Source organism: Allobosea sp. Tri-44 (genome assembly GCF_004123845.1).
Lineage (GTDB): Bacteria > Pseudomonadota > Alphaproteobacteria > Rhizobiales > Beijerinckiaceae > Allobosea.
Genome location: NZ_NBDP01000042.1, coordinates 76,599 through 93,270, shown reverse-complemented (window position 1 = coordinate 93,270; position 16,672 = coordinate 76,599). Strand labels below are relative to the sequence as shown.

At 66.8% G+C, this 16,672-nt stretch carries 19 protein-coding genes; 10 read left to right on the top strand and 9 right to left on the bottom strand.

The genetic code is table 11. From position 1 onward, the window contains the following. The first annotated feature begins 9 nt into the window (after positions 1–9). Positions 10–474 carry a molybdenum cofactor biosynthesis protein MoaE gene (locus B6S44_RS23700; RefSeq protein WP_129159350.1) on the top strand — a complete coding sequence of 155 codons (465 nt, stop codon included), beginning with the start codon at positions 10–12 and terminating at the stop codon, positions 472–474. A 183-nt stretch (positions 475–657) separates the two neighbouring features. Here the strand turns inward: B6S44_RS23700 and B6S44_RS23695 are convergent, their stop codons facing one another. Beyond that, the gene (locus B6S44_RS23695) at positions 658–1,548 is read right to left on the bottom strand and encodes a branched-chain amino acid aminotransferase (protein WP_129159349.1); all 891 of its coding nucleotides are present in this window, start codon (positions 1,546–1,548) and stop codon (positions 658–660) included. Between the two features lie 171 nt (positions 1,549–1,719). Between B6S44_RS23695 and B6S44_RS23690 the strand changes: the two genes are divergently transcribed. The 3 genes from B6S44_RS23690 (at position 1,720) to B6S44_RS23680 (ending at position 4,572) form a co-directional block, all read left to right on the top strand. Beyond that, positions 1,720–2,241, top strand: a complete 522-nt coding sequence (locus B6S44_RS23690) for a MarR family winged helix-turn-helix transcriptional regulator (RefSeq protein ID WP_129159348.1) — start codon at positions 1,720–1,722, stop codon at positions 2,239–2,241. Positions 2,242–2,392: 151 nt separating this feature from the next. Next, complete coding sequence (locus B6S44_RS23685) at positions 2,393–3,118, top strand: response regulator (RefSeq protein ID WP_129159554.1); 726 nt, start codon at positions 2,393–2,395, stop codon at positions 3,116–3,118. A 5-nt stretch (positions 3,119–3,123) separates the two neighbouring features. Beyond that, positions 3,124–4,572 (top strand): ATP-binding protein, encoded by a 1,449-nt coding sequence (locus B6S44_RS23680; RefSeq protein ID WP_129159347.1) that lies wholly within the window; start codon positions 3,124–3,126, stop codon positions 4,570–4,572. Between the two features lie 169 nt (positions 4,573–4,741). Here the strand turns inward: B6S44_RS23680 and B6S44_RS23675 are convergent, their stop codons facing one another. Next, positions 4,742–4,966 (bottom strand): DUF1127 domain-containing protein, encoded by a 225-nt coding sequence (locus B6S44_RS23675; RefSeq protein WP_129159346.1) that lies wholly within the window; start codon positions 4,964–4,966, stop codon positions 4,742–4,744. A 105-nt stretch (positions 4,967–5,071) separates the two neighbouring features. On the opposite strand from B6S44_RS23675, the gene B6S44_RS23670 reads away from it, so the two are divergent. Continuing rightward, on the top strand, positions 5,072–5,995 hold the full coding sequence (locus B6S44_RS23670) for a transcriptional regulator GcvA (protein ID WP_206735234.1): 924 nt from the start codon (positions 5,072–5,074) through the stop codon (positions 5,993–5,995). Positions 5,996–6,324: 329 nt separating this feature from the next. Then, the gene (locus B6S44_RS23665) at positions 6,325–7,008 is read left to right on the top strand and encodes an alpha/beta hydrolase (RefSeq protein WP_129159345.1); all 684 of its coding nucleotides are present in this window, start codon (positions 6,325–6,327) and stop codon (positions 7,006–7,008) included. A gap of 3 nt (positions 7,009–7,011) precedes the next feature. Here B6S44_RS23665 and B6S44_RS23660 read toward each other — a convergent pair whose 3' ends face one another. Next, entirely contained in the window at positions 7,012–7,914 is a 903-nt protein-coding gene (locus tag B6S44_RS23660) for a LysR family transcriptional regulator (protein WP_129159344.1), read from the bottom strand. Positions 7,915–8,012: 98 nt separating this feature from the next. On the opposite strand from B6S44_RS23660, the gene B6S44_RS23655 reads away from it, so the two are divergent. Both B6S44_RS23655 and B6S44_RS23650 read left to right on the top strand, forming a co-directional pair. Further along, positions 8,013–8,639, top strand: coding sequence for a glutathione S-transferase family protein (locus B6S44_RS23655; RefSeq protein ID WP_129159343.1), 627 nt, complete (start codon positions 8,013–8,015; stop codon positions 8,637–8,639). Positions 8,640–8,643: 4 nt separating this feature from the next. Next, positions 8,644–9,555, top strand: coding sequence for a pyridoxamine 5'-phosphate oxidase family protein (locus tag B6S44_RS23650; protein WP_129159342.1), 912 nt, complete (start codon positions 8,644–8,646; stop codon positions 9,553–9,555). 9 nt (positions 9,556–9,564) lie between these two features. Here B6S44_RS23650 and B6S44_RS23645 read toward each other — a convergent pair whose 3' ends face one another. From B6S44_RS23645 to B6S44_RS23620, 6 genes are all read right to left on the bottom strand, one after another. Next, positions 9,565–9,924 (bottom strand): tRNA-binding protein, encoded by a 360-nt coding sequence (locus B6S44_RS23645; protein WP_129159341.1) that lies wholly within the window; start codon positions 9,922–9,924, stop codon positions 9,565–9,567. Further along, the gene (locus B6S44_RS23640; protein WP_206735233.1) at positions 9,921–11,882 is read right to left on the bottom strand and encodes a methyl-accepting chemotaxis protein; all 1,962 of its coding nucleotides are present in this window, start codon (positions 11,880–11,882) and stop codon (positions 9,921–9,923) included. Before B6S44_RS23640 ends, B6S44_RS23645 begins: the two co-directional genes overlap by 4 nt. Positions 11,883–12,005: 123 nt before the next feature. Beyond that, positions 12,006–12,734: a TetR/AcrR family transcriptional regulator gene (locus tag B6S44_RS23635; protein ID WP_129159339.1), complete on the bottom strand. Its 729-nt coding sequence runs from the start codon at positions 12,732–12,734 to the stop codon at positions 12,006–12,008. Positions 12,735–12,803: 69 nt separating this feature from the next. Continuing rightward, positions 12,804–13,619 carry a pyrroline-5-carboxylate reductase gene (gene proC / locus B6S44_RS23630; protein WP_129159338.1) on the bottom strand — a complete coding sequence of 272 codons (816 nt, stop codon included), beginning with the start codon at positions 13,617–13,619 and terminating at the stop codon, positions 12,804–12,806. A gap of 83 nt (positions 13,620–13,702) precedes the next feature. Further along, on the bottom strand, positions 13,703–14,209 hold the full coding sequence (locus B6S44_RS23625; protein ID WP_126109337.1) for a type III secretion system chaperone family protein: 507 nt from the start codon (positions 14,207–14,209) through the stop codon (positions 13,703–13,705). 289 nt (positions 14,210–14,498) lie between these two features. Further along, positions 14,499–14,753: an accessory factor UbiK family protein gene (locus tag B6S44_RS23620; protein WP_129159337.1), complete on the bottom strand. Its 255-nt coding sequence runs from the start codon at positions 14,751–14,753 to the stop codon at positions 14,499–14,501. A gap of 198 nt (positions 14,754–14,951) precedes the next feature. Between B6S44_RS23620 and B6S44_RS23615 the strand changes: the two genes are divergently transcribed. Together B6S44_RS23615 and B6S44_RS23610 are read left to right on the top strand one after the other, a co-directional pair. Further along, positions 14,952–15,494 (top strand): hypothetical protein, encoded by a 543-nt coding sequence (locus B6S44_RS23615; protein WP_129159336.1) that lies wholly within the window; start codon positions 14,952–14,954, stop codon positions 15,492–15,494. Between the two features lie 209 nt (positions 15,495–15,703). After that, complete coding sequence (locus B6S44_RS23610) at positions 15,704–16,648, top strand: ribose-phosphate pyrophosphokinase (RefSeq protein ID WP_129159335.1); 945 nt, start codon at positions 15,704–15,706, stop codon at positions 16,646–16,648. The last annotated feature ends 24 nt before the right edge of the window (positions 16,649–16,672 follow it).

Sequence of the window (16,672 nt, the reverse complement as noted above, 5' to 3'; positions counted from 1 at the left end):
GTCAGCGCCATGACGCCGCTCGTCCGCATCCAGCGCGAGGATTTCGACATCGGCGCCGAGATCGCGGCGCTGACGGCCGGCAATACCAATATCGGCGCCGTCGTCAGCTTCGCCGGCCTCTGCCGCGACGAGAGCGGCCGCCTCGCCGCGCTCGAGCTCGAGCACTATCCCGGGATGGCTGAAGCCGAAATTGAGCGCGTCGCGGCAGAAGCCGCCAAGCGCTGGCCGCTCTCCGGCCTCGTCGCCATCCATCGCTTCGGGCTGATCAAGCCAGGCGAGCAGATCGTGCTGGTGATCGCAACATCGAGCCATCGCCGCGAGGCCTTCGAGGCCGCCGACTTCCTGATGGACTATCTCAAGACCCGCGCCCCGTTCTGGAAGCGCGAGCATCTTGCCGACGGCACGCTCGGCGGCTGGGTCGAAGCCAAGGCGGATGACGACGATGCGGCGAAACGCTGGGAACAGGGTTCGTGAGAGCCTGGCCTAAAACGGCTTTTGTGATTTCAACAGGTTGATTTTCGTCATTCTGTGCCGTCATTCCGGCCGCAGCGAAGCGGAGCGCTGGAATCCATCATAGGGAACTGCACTCCACGATGGATTCCGGAGCTGCGCCGCTATCGCGGCTCGTCCGGAATGACGGAGAAGTGGTGGTCTCGCTCAGGCCGCGACCTTGGACTTCTGCCGGACCTCGTCCGAATAGTCCTCCATGATCACCTTGCCCATGTTGCCGGTGATGAACTTGTAGGGCCCGATCTCGGAGACCAGCGTCACCTCGGCGGCCGAGCCGGTGATGAAGCACTCGCTGAAACCTTCGAGCTCTTCCGGCCGGATCCGGCGCTCGACCACTTCGAAGCCGCGCTTCCGGCAGAGATCGACCACCGACTGGCGGGTGATGCCGTTCAGGAAGCGATCGGCCAGCGGGGTGTGGACCACGCCATCCTTGATGAAGAAGATGTTGGCGCCGGTGCACTCGGCGACATTGCCTTCCCAGTCGAGCATCATCGCGTCGGCATAGCCGCCACGCTCCGCCTTATGCTTGGATAGCGAGCAGATCATGTAGAGCCCCGCCGCCTTGGCATGGACCGGCGCGCAGGCCGGGTCGGGCCGGCGATATTCGGCGAGGTCGAGGCGCACGCCCTTCAGCTTCTGCGCCATGTCGAACATGCTCGGCCATTCCCACACCGCGATCGCGGTGTGGATCGTGTTGTTCATGCCGGACACCGCCATCATCTCCGAGCCGCGCCAGGCGACCGGGCGCAGATAGGCGTCCTTCAGGCCGTTCTCCTTCAGGCAGAGATATTTGGCAGCGTCGAGCTCGGCGACCGAGTACGGGATCGTGAAATCCATGATCTCGGCCGACTTGTGGAAGCGCTGCGAGTGCTCGGTGCACTTGTAGATCACGCCGTCATAGGAACGCTCGCCCTCGAAGACGCAGGAGCCATAGTGCAGGCCGTGGGTGAGTACGTGCACCTTTGCCTCCTTCCACGGCACGAGCTTGCCGTCGAACCAGATGACGCCGTCGCGCTGGTCGAAAGGAATGACAGACATGATACAGTCCTCCAGATGCTTTTCTTGCAGGCACTCCGCCACAGGCCGAAAGGGCGTGCAAGCGCGGTATCAATGCTGCGCCGGAACCGGCGCATGCGACATAATCGGTCGCCCCGCGTGCTTGACCGGTAATCTTACGTCTGAGATATGTCAACAAGGCTGACATAAAAAATGAGCGTGATGGTGAGCACACCCGTATTGCATCCAGCTCCTGCCGCGCCGTCGGAAGCGCCGCACACCGCCGTGCCCTACGACCTGATCGAGCTCTTCTTCTTCGCCTATCGCGACTTCGTCGGCGATCCCGACCGCATCCTCGCCGATTACGGTTTTGGCCGCGCCCATCACCGCGTGCTGCATTTCGTCCAGCGCCGGCCGGGACTGACGATCGCCGAATTGCTCGACATCCTGCAGATCACCAAGCAGAGCCTGAACCGGGTGCTGAAGGAGCTGGTCGAGACCGGCTTCGTCGAGTCGCGCACGGGCACGCAGGACAAGCGCCAGCGCAATCTCCACGCCACCGCTGCCGGCCACGAACTGGCGGTCAGACTGGCGCAGCTGCAGGCCAAGCGCATCAACGGCGCGCTCACTCTCGTCGGGCCTGAGGCGAGTGAGGTCATCGCGCGTTATCTGGCGGCCTTGATCGACCCCTCCGAGCGCCCGAAGGTGCAGGACCTGCTCGCCGGGCCGCGCTAGAGCCCGTTGTGCCCCGCCGAAGCGGTTGCAGAACGTTAGACAATGTTATCTGAGACTTGACCAAGCCCGGCCTTTGCCTGGACGGGCTGTGCTAACCTGGGAGAACGAAGCGGTGCGCTCAGCCGGCGCCGAAGACGAAAAAGGTGCCCAGATGGCTGCCAGCGTGCTCAAGCCAGTGCCTGACGATGCCCCGCATGTTCTGGTGGTCGACGATGACCGCCGTCTGCGCGACCTCCTGGCGCGCTTCCTCGGCGACCATGGCTACCGCGTCACCACCGCTGCCAACGCGGCTGATGCCGATTCCCGGCTCGGCCGTCTCGTCTTCGACGCGATGGTGCTCGATGTGATGATGCCGGGCGAGAACGGCTTCGACTTCGCCCGCCGCCTGCGCCAGACCACGCAGGTGCCGATCCTGATGCTGACCGCCCGTGCCGACCCGAACGACCGCATCAACGGCCTGGAGATCGGCGTCGACGACTACCTCGCCAAGCCTTTCGAGCCGCGCGAGCTGATCCTGCGGCTCGGCAACGTCCTGAAGCGCACCGCCCAGCCCGAGACGCCCATTGCGCCGCCGCGACCGGACTATGTCCGCTTCGGCCCCTTCGTCTTCGGCCTTGCTCGCGGCGAATTGCGCCAGGGCGAGGAATCGATCCGCCTGACCGAACGCGAGCGCGAAATCCTGACTGCCCTGGCCGAGCGCGCCGGCGAGCATGTCCCGCGCGAGCAGCTCGCCAACCAGGGCTCGGCCGCCAATGACCGCACCATCGACGTGCAGATCAACCGGCTGCGTCGCAAGATCGAGCGCGATCCGGCCGATCCGCTCTATCTCCAGACCGTGCGCGGCATCGGCTACCGCCTCGTCGTCGACAGGACCTGATCGGCATGGCGGATGCTTCGTTCCGGCGCCGCCTCGTTCCGCTCGTCGCAAGGGCGGCGGCCGGGTTGCAGGCTGTCTGGAACAGGGCCGCGCCGGCGCTCTCTACCGTGTTCAAGCCGCTGCGACGCCTGCCTGACCGGTCGCTGCGCCCGATCGCGCGCATCATGCCGAAGGGGCTCTATCCGCGCGCCCTCGTCATCGTCATCGCGCCGGTCGTGCTGCTTCAGTCGGTCGTTGCCTATGTCTTCATGGAGCGGCACTGGCAGACGGTGACGCAGCGTCTATCGTCGGCGGTCGCCTCCGAGATCTCAACCCTCATCGACGTCTATGAGAGCTATCCGCAGGATAACCAGGCAACCATTCTCGGCCGTATCGCTGAGGATCGGCTCGGCATGGATGTCGAGATCCTGCCCGACACCGATCTGCCGGCACCGGGTCCCCGCCCCTTCTTCTCGCTGCTCGACAGCGCGCTTTCGGCCGAGCTCGCCCAGCAGGTCAAACGGCCCTTCTGGCTCGATACGGTCGGCCGCTCCAGCCTGATCGAGATCCGCATCAAGCTCGGCAAGGATGTGATGCGGGTACTGACCCGCCGCAGCCAGGCCTATGCCTCGAACAGCCACATCTTCCTGCTCTGGATGATCGGCACCTCGCTGATCCTGCTCACCATCGCAGTGCTGTTCCTGCGCAACCAGATCCGCCCGATCCTGCGCCTCGCCGACGCCGCCGAAGCGTTCGGCAAGGGCCGCGACGCCGATTTCCGGCCGCGCGGCGCGAGCGAGGTCCGCCGCGCCGGCAACGCCTTCATCGAGATGAAGCGCCGCGTCGAACGTTCGATCGGCGAGCGCACCATGATGCTGAACGGCGTCAGCCACGACCTGCGTACCATCCTGACCCGCTTCAAGCTCTCCCTTGCCCTGCTTGAGCGCTCGCCCGATCTCGAAGCGCTCGAGAAGGATGTCGACGAGATGAGCCGCATGCTCGAGGACTATCTCGCCTTCGCCCGCGGCGATGCCGGCGAGGCGCCGGTCGAGGCCGACATCCGCGCTCTGCTCGAAACGCTCAAGGCCGATGCCGAGCGGCAGGGCCATCAGACCGAGCTCACCGTCATCGGCGACCCGCTGGTCGTGGTACGGCCCGATGCGATCCGGCGCCTGCTCACCAATCTGGTCTCGAATGCCGCGCGCTTCGGTGACCGTATCGCGATCCGCGCCACCCATGACGCGCGCTATCTGATCGTCATGGTCGACGATGACGGGCCGGGCATCGCGCCGGAACTGCGCGAGGACGTGTTCAAGCCGTTCTTCCGGATCGATGAAGCGCGCAATGTCGATGGCGGCGGCACGGGCCTGGGCCTCGCCATCGCCCGCAACATCGCCCGTTCGCATGGCGGCGACATCATCCTCGGCGAATCACCGCTGGGCGGCCTGCGCGCGACGGTCAGGCTGCCGGTCTGATCGGAACCGCACCGTCTTTCCGGGGCTTTGCGCAGCAAAGAGCCCGGAACCCATGAACACGACGCCCTCCAAAAAGAACGCGGCAATTGCCGCGTCTTTCCGATGGAAGCCGGTGTTCATGGGTTCCGGGCTCACGCCTTCGGCGTGCCCCGGAATGACGGGGACTGCGCTAGTGGCGCCACAGAGTCTTGCGAGCCGTGTCGTTCACCCGCTCAACGTCGCTCCGCGACAAGCCGATATCGGAGAGGGCCTGATCGTCCATGCTGTAAAGCGTACGCGCGCTGGCCCGCTGCGTGAGCCAGTCCTCAAAGCGGAGGAACAGGCCGGTAAGCCCCTGCGCAGCGTGCTGCGTCGCGAAGAACGAAAGATTTTCTGTGGCGATCCTGGCCGACATGGCGGCCTCCTTTGACAAGTTCTATGCCTACGAATTTGGGGGTTGCAGCGTCCTGAAGCAAATGAGAAGTTCTTTGCCACAGCCCAAGCAGAACTTGGCCACGCCATGATCCGCCGCCACCTGCCGCCCCTGACCTCGCTGCGTGCCTTCGAGGCTGCGGCACGGCATCTCAACTACGAGCGGGCGGGCGACGAGCTCGCCGTCACCGCCAGCGCGGTCGGCCAGCAGATCAAGACCCTCGAAGCCTGGCTTCGCCGTCCGCTCTTCACGCGCTTGCCGAGCAAGGGCGTCGCGCTGACCGCCCTCGGCCAGCGCTATGCCACTGCGATCTCGCAATTGCTCGACCAACTCGATGAGGCCACCGCCAGGGCGCTGCGGCCCGACGCGGCCAATGTGATCACGGTCAGCACCATGCCAAGCTTCGCGTTGAGCTGGTTGATCCCGCGGCTCGGCTCGCTCAAGCAGCGTCACCCCGAACTGGAGGTGCGCATCTCGGTCTCGCTCCACCTCACCGATTTCGCCCGCGAGGATGTCGACATCGCGGTCCGCTATGGTCAGGGCGCCTATACCGGCCTGCGCTCGGAACTCCTGATGACGGAGACGTTCTTCCCCGTCTGCAATGCCGCGCTTCTGAATGACCCCCAGCGACCGCTGCACCAGCCCTCGGACCTGCGCCACCACACTCTGCTGCACGAACTCGCCGAAGGCATTCCCGAATATGTGACCTGGCGGCAATGGCTCGCCTTCGCCGGCGTCGACGACATCGACGCGACGCACGGTCCGCGCTTCTCGCACACCTTTCTCGCCTTGCAGGCCGCATCCTCGGGCCAGGGCATCGCGCTCGCGACGAGCGCCCTGATCGGCGATTCTCTCGAAGCCGGGCGCCTGGTCCGCCCCTTCCCGCAGCAGCTGCCCGGCGCCTACCAATACTATGTCGTCTGCCCCGAGGCCGTAGCGGAGCGGCCGGGGATCGCAGCCTTCCGCAGCTGGATCCACGACGAGGCAGCCAAGCATGCGACTTTCCGCTGACCCCGGCGCGCTTGCCCTCAAATGGTTTCCTCAGCGAAAGGCTGATCGCCTGGGCGGCTCCCTTCCCCCTTGTGGGGAAGGGTATGGGGATGGGGGGCGAACGACTGGGCGCTTGGCGGGTCGTAGAAGCGGATCGGCCCAATTCCTGGCGAATTCGCTTCGACTTTACGCCCCCCACCCCTGCCCCTCCCCACAAGGGGGAGGGGTTACCGCGCCTCGTCTGGTTTCGCAGAGGAATCCAAATGGGGCTGGCGTGCAGACGCCCGATTTTTCATGATCCGGGGCGGACGTGGCCCGGCTCGAGGGCAAGGGGGAAGCGGATGATCGCGATGATGAAGAGATTGCTGCTCGCGGCGCTGTTGGCGCTGCTGCCTGGCTTCGCCCAGGCGGAAGACGTGGTCGAGCTCGGCGGTTTTTTCGGTGGCGGCAAGGCGCTGCTCAACAAGCCTGCCGGCAAGGCGCGCGCCGGGGTCGTGCTGCTGACCGGTGGCGACGGCTATATCGGCATTGGCGGGGACGGCAGCGTCGAGCGCAGTGGCAACTGGATCGTCCGGACTCGCGCCGCCTATGCCAGGAGCGGCATCGCCAGCATCACGCTCGATGGCGGCGCCGATCCGAACAAGGCGATCGAATTGATGCGCACCATCGCGCCGCGCGTCGTCGTCGTTGCCATGAGCCGCGGCGCACTGAAGGTGCCGGGCACGCTCTCGGCCCGGCCGGATGGAATAGTCTTCGCCTCGGCCATGCTCGATGCCGCCAAGCCTTCGCTCGGCGATCCCGCCGGCCTGCCGCCGACGCTGATCATCCAGCATCGCCAGGACAGCTGCCGCGTGACGCTGCCGGAATCGGCGGTCGCCTTCCAGCAATGGACCGGCAATCGCGCCCGCCTGCTCTGGATCGACGGCGGCACCTCATCCGGCGATCCCTGCCAGGCGCGCGCCTATCACGGCTTCATCGGCCGCGAGGGCGCCGTCGTCTCGGCGATCACCGGCTTCGTTGGCTCGCTGCGCTGAAGCTCACCCTCCGGGCTTGATCACCGGCAGCTGCTGCAGCCGGCTGGCGGCATAATCCAGGAAGGCACGCACCTTCGGCTGAAGATGCTGCCCGCTCGGCACGACGAGCTGGACCGGCGCGGCCGGCGGCTCCCACTCCCGCATCACCCGCACCAACGTGCCCGCCTCGAGATCCGGCGCGACCTGATAGGACAGAGCACGCGCGATGCCGCGGCCGGAGCGCGCGGCAATCAAGGCCGATTCGACCTCGTTGACGATCAGGCGCGGCGTCACCGTCACAGTTGCGCTGCGCGCGCCACCAGCAAAGCGCCAGAGCATGGTCTGGCCGGCAGCGATGCTGGCGATGGTGTCGTGGTCCACCAGATCGGCCGGCCGCATTGGCGTGCCGCGACGCTCGAGATAGCCTGGCGCCGCGACCAGCACGCGCCGGACCTCGCCGACCTTGCGCGCCACCAATCGCGAGCTCGGCAGCGGGCCGATCCGGACCGCTAGATGCAGGCCCTCCTCGATCAGGTCAAGATTGCGGTCGGCGAGCACCAGCTCGATCTGGATCTCAGGATGCAAATCGAGGAATTCGGCGACGACCGGGGTGACGTGGCGGCGCCCGAAGGCGAGCGGCGCGGTGATCCTGATCAGGCCGCGCATCGGCGCTGCGGTCACGCCAGAGAGCGATGCGTCATATTCCGCGAGGATGTTGCGGGCCGAGGCTGCGAGTTCCCGCCCCGCCTCGGTCGCCATCAATTGCCGGGTGGTGCGCGCGATCAGCCTGACGCCAGCCCGCTCCTCCAGCGCTGCGAGGGCCCGCGTCACCGCCGGCCGCGAGCGCCGGAGCTGGCGCGCCGCACCGGCGAGGCTGCCTGTGTCGATGATTGCGACGAAGATGGCGAGTTCGTCGAGTCGATCCATGATCATTCCATCAGAGGGAATTCTGATTTGCCAACCTATCAGCTATCGCTCAATTTCTGAAACAATCACAGTCCGCCTTGCACAATCGCGAGGCCCTGATGACCCAAGCCAAGATCACGCTGCACGGCACTGCCCTGTCGGGCCACACCCACCGCGTCGAGCTCTTGCTGCGCGCGCTCGGTCTCGATTTCGACTTCGTTCCAGCCCCCGCCGAGGTCCGCCGCACCGAGGCATTCCGGACGACGCTCAACCCGCTCGGCCAGATCCCGGTGCTGCAGGACGGTGATCTCACCCTCGCCGACAGCAACGCGATCCTGGTCTATCTGGCGAAGCGCTACGCCCCGCAGAGCGACTGGTTTCCGGCCGAGCCGGTCGCGGCCGCGCAGGTGCAGCGCTGGCTCTCGATCGCCGCCGGCGAGGTCATGCACGGACCGTCGATCGCCCGGATGATCGCGCAGTTCGGCTTCCCCGACGACCCGGCGCGGGCAGAGCGTATCGCCGCCCGGCTGCTCGCCTTCATGGAAGGGCATCTCGCCGGCCGCAGCTTCCTTGCTGCAGAGCACCCGACGCTCGCCGACCTCGCCTGCTATTCCTATGTGGCGCATGCGCCGGAGGGCGGCATCCCGCTCGATCCCTTCCCGGCGGTGCGGACCTGGCTGGCGCGTGTCGAGGCCCTGCCCTTCTTCAAGCCAATCCCGCCGTCGCCCATCCCTGTGAAAGGCTGACATCATGGACGCCTCTCCGTTCCATCAGGGAGAACTGGAGGCGCAGGCCCGCGCCGGCGAAAGCTCGCGCGGGGCTGGCATCCGTGAGTTCATGCCGGACCAGCATCGCGATTTCTTCGCGCTGCTGCCCTACCTCTTCGCGGCCGGCCGCGATGCGCAGGGCAAGCCGATCGCGACGATCCTCACCGGGCCGGAAGGCTTTGTCACCAGCCCGACGCCGCAAGCGCTGGCCATCGCTGCCCTGCCCGGCCTCGACGATCCGGCCAATGCTGCGCTGAGCGCAGGCGCGCCGATCGGCATGCTCGGGCTGGATCTGCGCACCCGCCGCCGCAACCGCGCCAACGGCATCATCAACGAACGCAATGGCAACGGGCTCAAGGTGGCGGTAAGCCAGAGTTTCGGGAACTGCGCCAAGTACATCCAGGTCCGGCAGCACGAATTCGCCCCGGCGTCTGCGCCTACGACCGAAGAACTCAGCGGTCTCGACGCGGCAGCCAACGCCCTGATCGCGGACTCGGACACGCTCTTCATCGCCAGCGGATCGGAAAGCGGGCTCGATATGTCGCATCGGGGCGGCAGGCCGGGCTTCGTCCGGATCGAGGGCGGACGGCTGACGGTGGCGGATTTCGCCGGAAACAGCTATTTCAACACCTTCGGCAATCTGCTGCGCGAGCCGGCGACGTCGCTGCTCTTCATCGACTTCACCAGGGGCGACCTGCTGCACCTGCAAGGAATGGCGGAGATCGTCTGGAGCGGCCCGGAGCTGGCCGGGCTCGACGGCGCCAAGCGTCTCATGCACATTGCGGTGACGCGCGCCTGGCGACGCAAGGCGGCACTGCCTTTTCGCTGGGCCGAGCCCGAGCCGGCGCCGACTACGCTGGCGACCGGTATCTGGCGGCACCACGAGGCCGCCTGACGGGCGGCCTCAGTAGAGGCGCCCGCCCTTGGGCACGTCGAGCGATGGGCCGATGAGCACGACCTCGCCGTCGCTATCCGGCACGCCGAGGGTCAGCACCTCCGACATGAACTTGCCGATCTGGCGCGGCGGGAAATTCACCACCGCCAGCACCTGCCGGCCCAGGAGGTCCTCGAGCCGGTAGTGCCTGGTGATCTGCGCCGATGATTTCTTGCGGCCGATCGTGCCGCCGAAATCGATCACCAGCTTGATCGCCGGCTTGCGCGCTTCGGGAAACGGAGCGGCCTCGACAATGGTGCCGACGCGAATGTCGACCTTCAGGAAATCATCGAAGCCGATCGCTGCAGCGATCTCGGTAGGCTGGCTCAAAATTCCTCCCAACCGCGATCGCCACCATTGGCGACCTTGCGCGCGGCGCTGCCATGAGTCTGGACGGGCGCTGCGGCGCGCGCCTGGCGCGGCGCAGGCGCTGCAGCCTTTGCCATCTTGCTCGCCATCGACTTCAAGGCAACCACGTCGCCGCCGAGCCGGAAGCGTCCAACCAGCGCCGCCAGCCTGTCGGCCTCCTGCGCCAGGGCCTGCGAGGCTGCGGTCGACTGCTCGGCCATGGCGGCGTTCTGCTGCGTCGCCTGGTCCATCTCATTGACCGCGGTGTTGACCTCCTGCAGCCCGGTCGCCTGCTCTTGCGCCGCCGAGGCGATCTCGGCGACCAGCGAGGTGACGCGGGTGATCTCGCCGGACATGCGGCCGAGCGCGCTGCCGGTCTGGCCGACGAGGGCCACGCCCTTCTCGACCTCGATGCTGGACGCAGTGATCAGGCCCTTGATCTCCTTGGCGGCTTCCGCCGAGCGCTGGGCCAGCGCCCGCACCTCGGAGGCGACGACCGCAAAGCCCTTGCCGGCGTCGCCGGCGCGCGCCGCCTCGACCGAGGCGTTGAGCGCGAGCAGATTGGTCTGGAAGGCGATCTCGTCGATGACGCCGACGATCTGCGAGATCTCCTCGGCCGATTTCTCGATGCCGCCCATGGCCGCAACCGCATCGCGGACGATCTCGCCCGACTGCTCGGCCTCGCCCTTGACCTGGCTGGTGGCGAGGCTCGCCTGGCGCGCACCCTCGGCAGTCTGGCGCACGGTCGCGGTCAGCTGGTCGAGCGCGGTCGCGGTCTCCTCGACCGAGGAGGCCTGCTGCTCGGTGCGGCTGGCAAGGTCATCGGCCGCCTGGCTGATCTCGCCCGCGCCCGCCTTCATGCTCTCGGTGTTCGTCGCGATCTGGCGCATCGTCTCTTCCAGATGCGCCATCGCCGCGTTGAAGTCGTTCTTGAGCTTGGCGTATTCGGCGCTGAAGGAAGCCTCGATGCGATAGGTCAGGTCACCCTCGGTCAGGCGCTCCAGCCCGGCGCCGAGCGCGTCGACGACGACCGCCTGCTTCTTCGCCTCCTCGCCGCGCTGCGCTTCGTTGAGGCTGCGCTGCGTATCGGCGGCCCGGCGCTGCTCGCCGGCATCGGCTTCCGCCTGTGTCTTCTCGGCTTCGACCTGCTGCTTCATCAGCGCCGCATCGCGGAAGACGACGAGGGCACGCGCCATGCTGCCGACCTCGTCCTGCCGCTCCTGATAGGCGATCGGCGCCTTGAGATCGCCGGCAGCCAGCGCGCTCATGTTGCCGGCGATCGCACGCAGCATGGCGGAGGCGCGGCGGCTCAGCACGACGACGAGGCCGAGCAGCAGCAGCGCCAGCGGCACCAGCACGATGGCGACGTCCTTGATCAGGCCGTAGAACGAGGCCTCGACGGCATGGACATGCATGCCCGCGCCGATCGACCACTGCCATTTCGGCACGCCCATCACATAGGAGATCTTCAGCGAGGGATCCTTGTCGCCGGGCTTCACCCAGAGATAGTCGACGAAGCCGGCCCCCTTGGTCCGGGCGGTGTCGGTCAATTCCTTGACGAAGAGCTTGCCGGTTGAATCCTTGAGCGGCGACATATCGGTGCCGACCAGCTTCGCGTTCGCATGGGCGATATTGAAGCCGTCATAGCGGATCACGAAGAAGTAGTTGCCATCGTCGAAGCGGGCATTGGTGACGGCGTCGATTGCCAGCTTCTGCGCGTCGGCGTCCTTGAGCTCGCCCTTTTCGACGCGCGCCACATAGGCGTTCACCGTGGAGGTCGCAGCCTCGACCGCATTCTTCACCTCGGCCCGTTTCAGGTCGAGCATGTCGATACGGGCCTGATAGAGCGTCACCGCGACGCTCGCGACGGCTACGACGGCGGCCAGGATCGCGACCAGCCCGAACGAGCGGCTGATCGACAGCGCAGTAAGCTTCTTCATCAACGACATAGCCGCCCCTTGCGAACGTGATTCTCGAAATTCGCAAGAAACGGCTAATGCCTGCTTAACGCTGCCACGATTTTGCCACAATCACAAGTTGCTCACCGCAACCAGTGATTGCGTTTAGATTGCCGGGGCGTAGTCGTCGCCCTCTTCGCCGCGCATGCGCTCGCGCCGCGGCGTGCGTTTGACGCCCGAGCACAGCGACCGGGCGAGTCCCCGCAGCGGCGCCGTCAGCCGATGGACATCCTCGACACGCGCCATGATCTGTCCCGCCGTCTTCAACTCGCGGTCGAGCTTCGCCATGGTGCGCGACAGCTCGGGCTCGTCATCCTCGAGCCAGGTGTCGAGCACGCGGGCCATCAGCAGCGTCGCTCCCCGGACACGGACGGAGCCGAGATCGTCCTCGGTCGGGATACCCACGGAGGCCAGCAGATAGCGCCAGGAATTCACGGAGTTGCGCCCGAGCGCGGCGAGCGCCAAGGGCTGGCGCCGCAGATGCGGCATCAGCGCCTTCAGGCCGGCCTTGTAGGGCGCCAGCGCGTCGAGCCGGCGCATCACCAGATCGAAAACGCGCTCCTTGTACGATTCCTCCGCCAGGTCGTCGGAACTACCCGCCAGCACGGCATCATCGAGGATGCGGCCGAGGCCGCCGAGGATCGCGAGCTTGGAGGGGAAGAGCCCGCGCAGTTCGGCGAGGCTGACCCCGGCTTCGCGGGCGATTGCAGGCAGTTCGATCTCGTCCCAGCTCTGCGTCGTGGCCAAGCGGAACAGGGCGTCGACCACGGCGCGCCGCGGATCGGGCCTCGCGGCGGGTTTCTCAGCCTCGGGTGAAACGGGTTTGCGCGCCATCGGTATCTCTCCTGTCGCGAACTGATAGGAGAGAAGCTAGGCCTTGCGCGGGCTGGTTGAAAGGCCGCCTCAGCCGGAAAGCTCCTCGGCGCGGCGTTTGGCGGCAGCGACCGCGCGTCGCATCAAGGGCGCCAGGCCGTTATCGGCCATCAACACTTCGAGCGCGGCAGCCGTCGTGCCCCCAGGCGAGGTCACGTTCTGGCGCAATGTCGCGGGCGGCAGTGGCGACTGGAACAACATCTCGCCCGCGCCTTCGATAGTGGCGCGCGCCAGCCGCTCGGCAAGGTCGGCCGGCAGCCCGGCGGCGGTACCAGCCGCAGCGAGGCATTCGACCATATGGAAGACATAGGCCGGGCCCGAACCGGATACGGCAGTGACGGCATCGATCAGCCCTTCATCCGAGAGCCACTCGACCTTGCCGACACCGGCAAGCAGCGCATCCGCCAGCTGCCGCTGTACGTCGCTCACGCCCTTGCCCGCAGCGGCAGCAGTGACACCACGCCGGACCGAGGCCGGCAGGTTCGGCATGGCGCGGATGATCGCACCGGCATTGGGGAGGCGAGCCGAGAGATCGCCGAGCGTCTTGCCGGCGAGGATCGAGATCAGCAGCGTCTTCGGGCCGATCAGCGCCTGGACGGACGGGGCAGCCGTGTCGAGCATCTGCGGCTTGGTCGCCAGCACCACGACCTCGGCCTGTGCCGGAGCGGCGGGGTTGACGCTCATGCCCTCGGCGGCGGCAAGGGCTTGCATGTCATCCGAAATATGCGGGTCGATCAGCGTGATCCCCGCCCCCTTCACGCCGATGCGCAGCCAGCCTTCGAGCATGGCGCCGCCCATCTTGCCGGCACCGACGAGGGTGAGGGTTTGCGGAAGCGGGCTGGGCATGGCGTCTCTCCGGTCGATGCGCGGTTGCGCACGGACCTGAACCGCCAAGCGCGGCCCGGGTCAAGCCCGGGCTCGCCTACGATTCACGCTTCGCCGACCGTCTCCAGCAGCGCGCCTTCGAGCGCCTCGCGCGCGCTCTTGCCAGCCCAGACCACGAACTGGAAGGCCTGGTAGTAGCGCTCGCAGGCGTCGATCGCCGCCTTGATCAGCCCGGCGGCCTGCTCCTCGGTCGGCTCGGCCCCGCCCGAGAGCAGAAGTGCGTGGCGATACATCACCACGTTCTCGCGGCTCCAGAGGTCGAAGTGCCCGAGCCAGAGCTGCTCGTTGACCAGGCTGACGAGGTTCATCACCTCGTTGCGGCGCCGGTCCGGCACCTTGAGGTCGAAGGCGCAGGCGATGTGGAGGGATTCCACCTCGGAGAGCCAGGTGATCGCAACGTGATAATCGGCCCAGCCACCGGTGACGGAAACGGAGAGCTCGTCGTCGCTGTCGCGATCGAAGCTCCAATCGTTCAGCGCGGCCAGGCGTTCGACGAGATCGAGGGGGTTAGAGGGGCGTTCGGTATCGGCGTCCAGGTCAAGGTCCATCATGCCCAAGGTCCAACAGCCGGCATCCAACCTTCAAGGCAGGCGCGGCTTGTCTGAGAACGGGTACACGGCGACTGGAAAAGCGTAAGGCACACAACCCGACAAGAAAGCCGCTGGGCGGCCTTCACTCCGTCGAACCACCCCGTGAGGCAGGGCTGAACGACGAATCACCTCTCTTCATCGACGATAGCGCAGGCCGGTTAACCCGCCCACAACGCGATGCAGGCTCTGCGGATTCGGACGTCGGCTCAATCCCTTCGCGCGACTGTCCACAGCGCGCACCGGAATGGCCTCACTCCTTTGCCGCGCGCGCCTCGAGCGCCGCCAGCCGGGCCGCAAGCCTGTCGTTCTCCTCGCGCGCCAGCAGCGCCATCTCGCGCACCGCCTCGAATTCCTCGCGCGTCACAACATCGAGATCGCGCAGCAGCCGCTCGATCTGCGTCTTGACCACGGTCTCGACCTCGCGGCGCACGCCCTGCGCCGCGCCGGCCGCATCGGTCGCCAGCCGGGCGATGTCGTCGAGGATACGGTTGGACGTGCTGACCATCGAAGCTCTCCGGCGGGCGCCCCATGCGCCTGCCGGGAGATATGGCGAAGGAGCGCCCACAGCGCAATCGCCGTGGCGTAATGGGCTCGTCCCAGCCCGCGCCTGCCCTATCTGGACCTGAACGATCGTTGCGCCTACAACGAGCGCCGCAGGGAAGACCAGCAATCCAAGCCCAAACAATGGGCGGGAGGCGTCACAATGTCGGTTCGTTCTTACGGCCTCGTTCTGGGGCCGCTTGCTGCGCTTGCGCTCGCAGGCTGCCAGGAAACCACCACGACCGCGGCGCGGCCGCGCGTCGATGCGCCGGGCGTCCCGGTCTCAGTGCAGAGCATCTCCGGTGCCCCCGACCAGGTGACGGCGCATTTCGCCGGCCTGCTCGGCGAAGCCGCGGCCGAGCGCAAGATGGAGATCGTCCCGGGCGACAAGCCGGCCCGCTTCCGGGTGCGCGGCTATCTCACCGCCCAGCCGACGGAGGATGGTCAGACCGCCCTCGCCTTCGTCTGGGACGTCTATGACGAGAGCAAGAAGCGGGCACAACGCGTTCAGGGCGAGAGTCTTGGCCGACGCGGCGGCGGCTCCGACCCCTGGGCGGGCATCGACCAGACCATCGTCGCCAAGGCCGCGTCCGAATCGGCCGACGCGATCGCGAGCTTCCTGACGACAGCGCCGGTGCCCGAGCCGAAGGAAGACGCAAAGAGCAAGACGCGCACGGCTCAGGCCGCTCCCGAAAAGAAGCGCTGAAAATCCAACCTTCGGCGCGCCTTCAGGTCGCGCAGATCTAGGGATATCCCGCGCAACGCGCATCGCTGCCGGGTGCGGTGCAGCATTTGCATGGGGACGCTGCGCCTCTTTGGTCGACTCGGCGTCATCACGCTGTTATGAGCCCTTCGAAACTGAGCCGCCCCCCGCTCGGACGGCTCGCCTTACCCGCGTTTCTGGTGCGCCCCGGCATGCCCTCTTCCTTCAAAGTCGTCGCCGGCAATTCCAACCGCGCCCTCGCCGAAGCCATCTGCGGCCATCTCGATGTGCCACTCGCCCGGGCCCAGGTCCGGCGCTTCGCCGACATGGAAATCTTCGTCGAGATCCAGGAAAACGTTCGCGGCCAGGATGTTTTCATCATCCAGTCGACCTCGTTCCCGACCAATGACCACCTGATGGAGCTGCTGATCATCACCGATGCGCTGCGCCGCTCCTCGGCAAGGCGCATCACGGCGGTGATCCCCTATTTCGGCTATGCCCGGCAGGACCGGCGCGCCTCGGGCCGCACGCCGATCTCGGCCAAGCTCGTCGCCAACCTGATCACCCATGCCGGTGTCGACCGCGTGCTGACGCTCGACCTGCACGCCGGCCAGATCCAGGGCTTCTTCGACATCCCGACCGACAACCTGTTCGGCGCGCCGCTGATGGCGCGCGACATCAAGGACAGGCTCGATTGGAAGAACGCCATGGTCGTCTCGCCGGACGTCGGTGGCGTGGTGCGCGCCCGCGCCCTGGCCAAGCGCATCGACGCCCAGCTCGCCATCGTCGACAAGCGCCGCGACCGGCCGGGCGAATCCGAGGTGATGAACATCATCGGCTCGGTCGAGGGCCGCTCCTGCATCCTGCTCGACGACATCGTCGACTCCGGCGGCACGCTGGTGAACGCCGCCGAGGCCCTGCTCGCGCAGGGCGCCAAGGAGGTCTACGCCTACATCACCCATGGCGTGCTCTCCGGCGGCGCCGTGGCGCGCATCGCCTCCTCCAAGCTGAAAGAGCTGGTGATCACCGACTCGATCATGCCGACCGAGGCGGTGAAGGTCGCACGCAACATCCGCGTCATCTCGATCGCCGGCCTGATGGGCGAGGCGATCGAGCGCACCGCGAGCGAGTCGAGCGTCTCCAGCCTGTTCGATTGAGCGACGGAGCCCTCTGCCGTGATG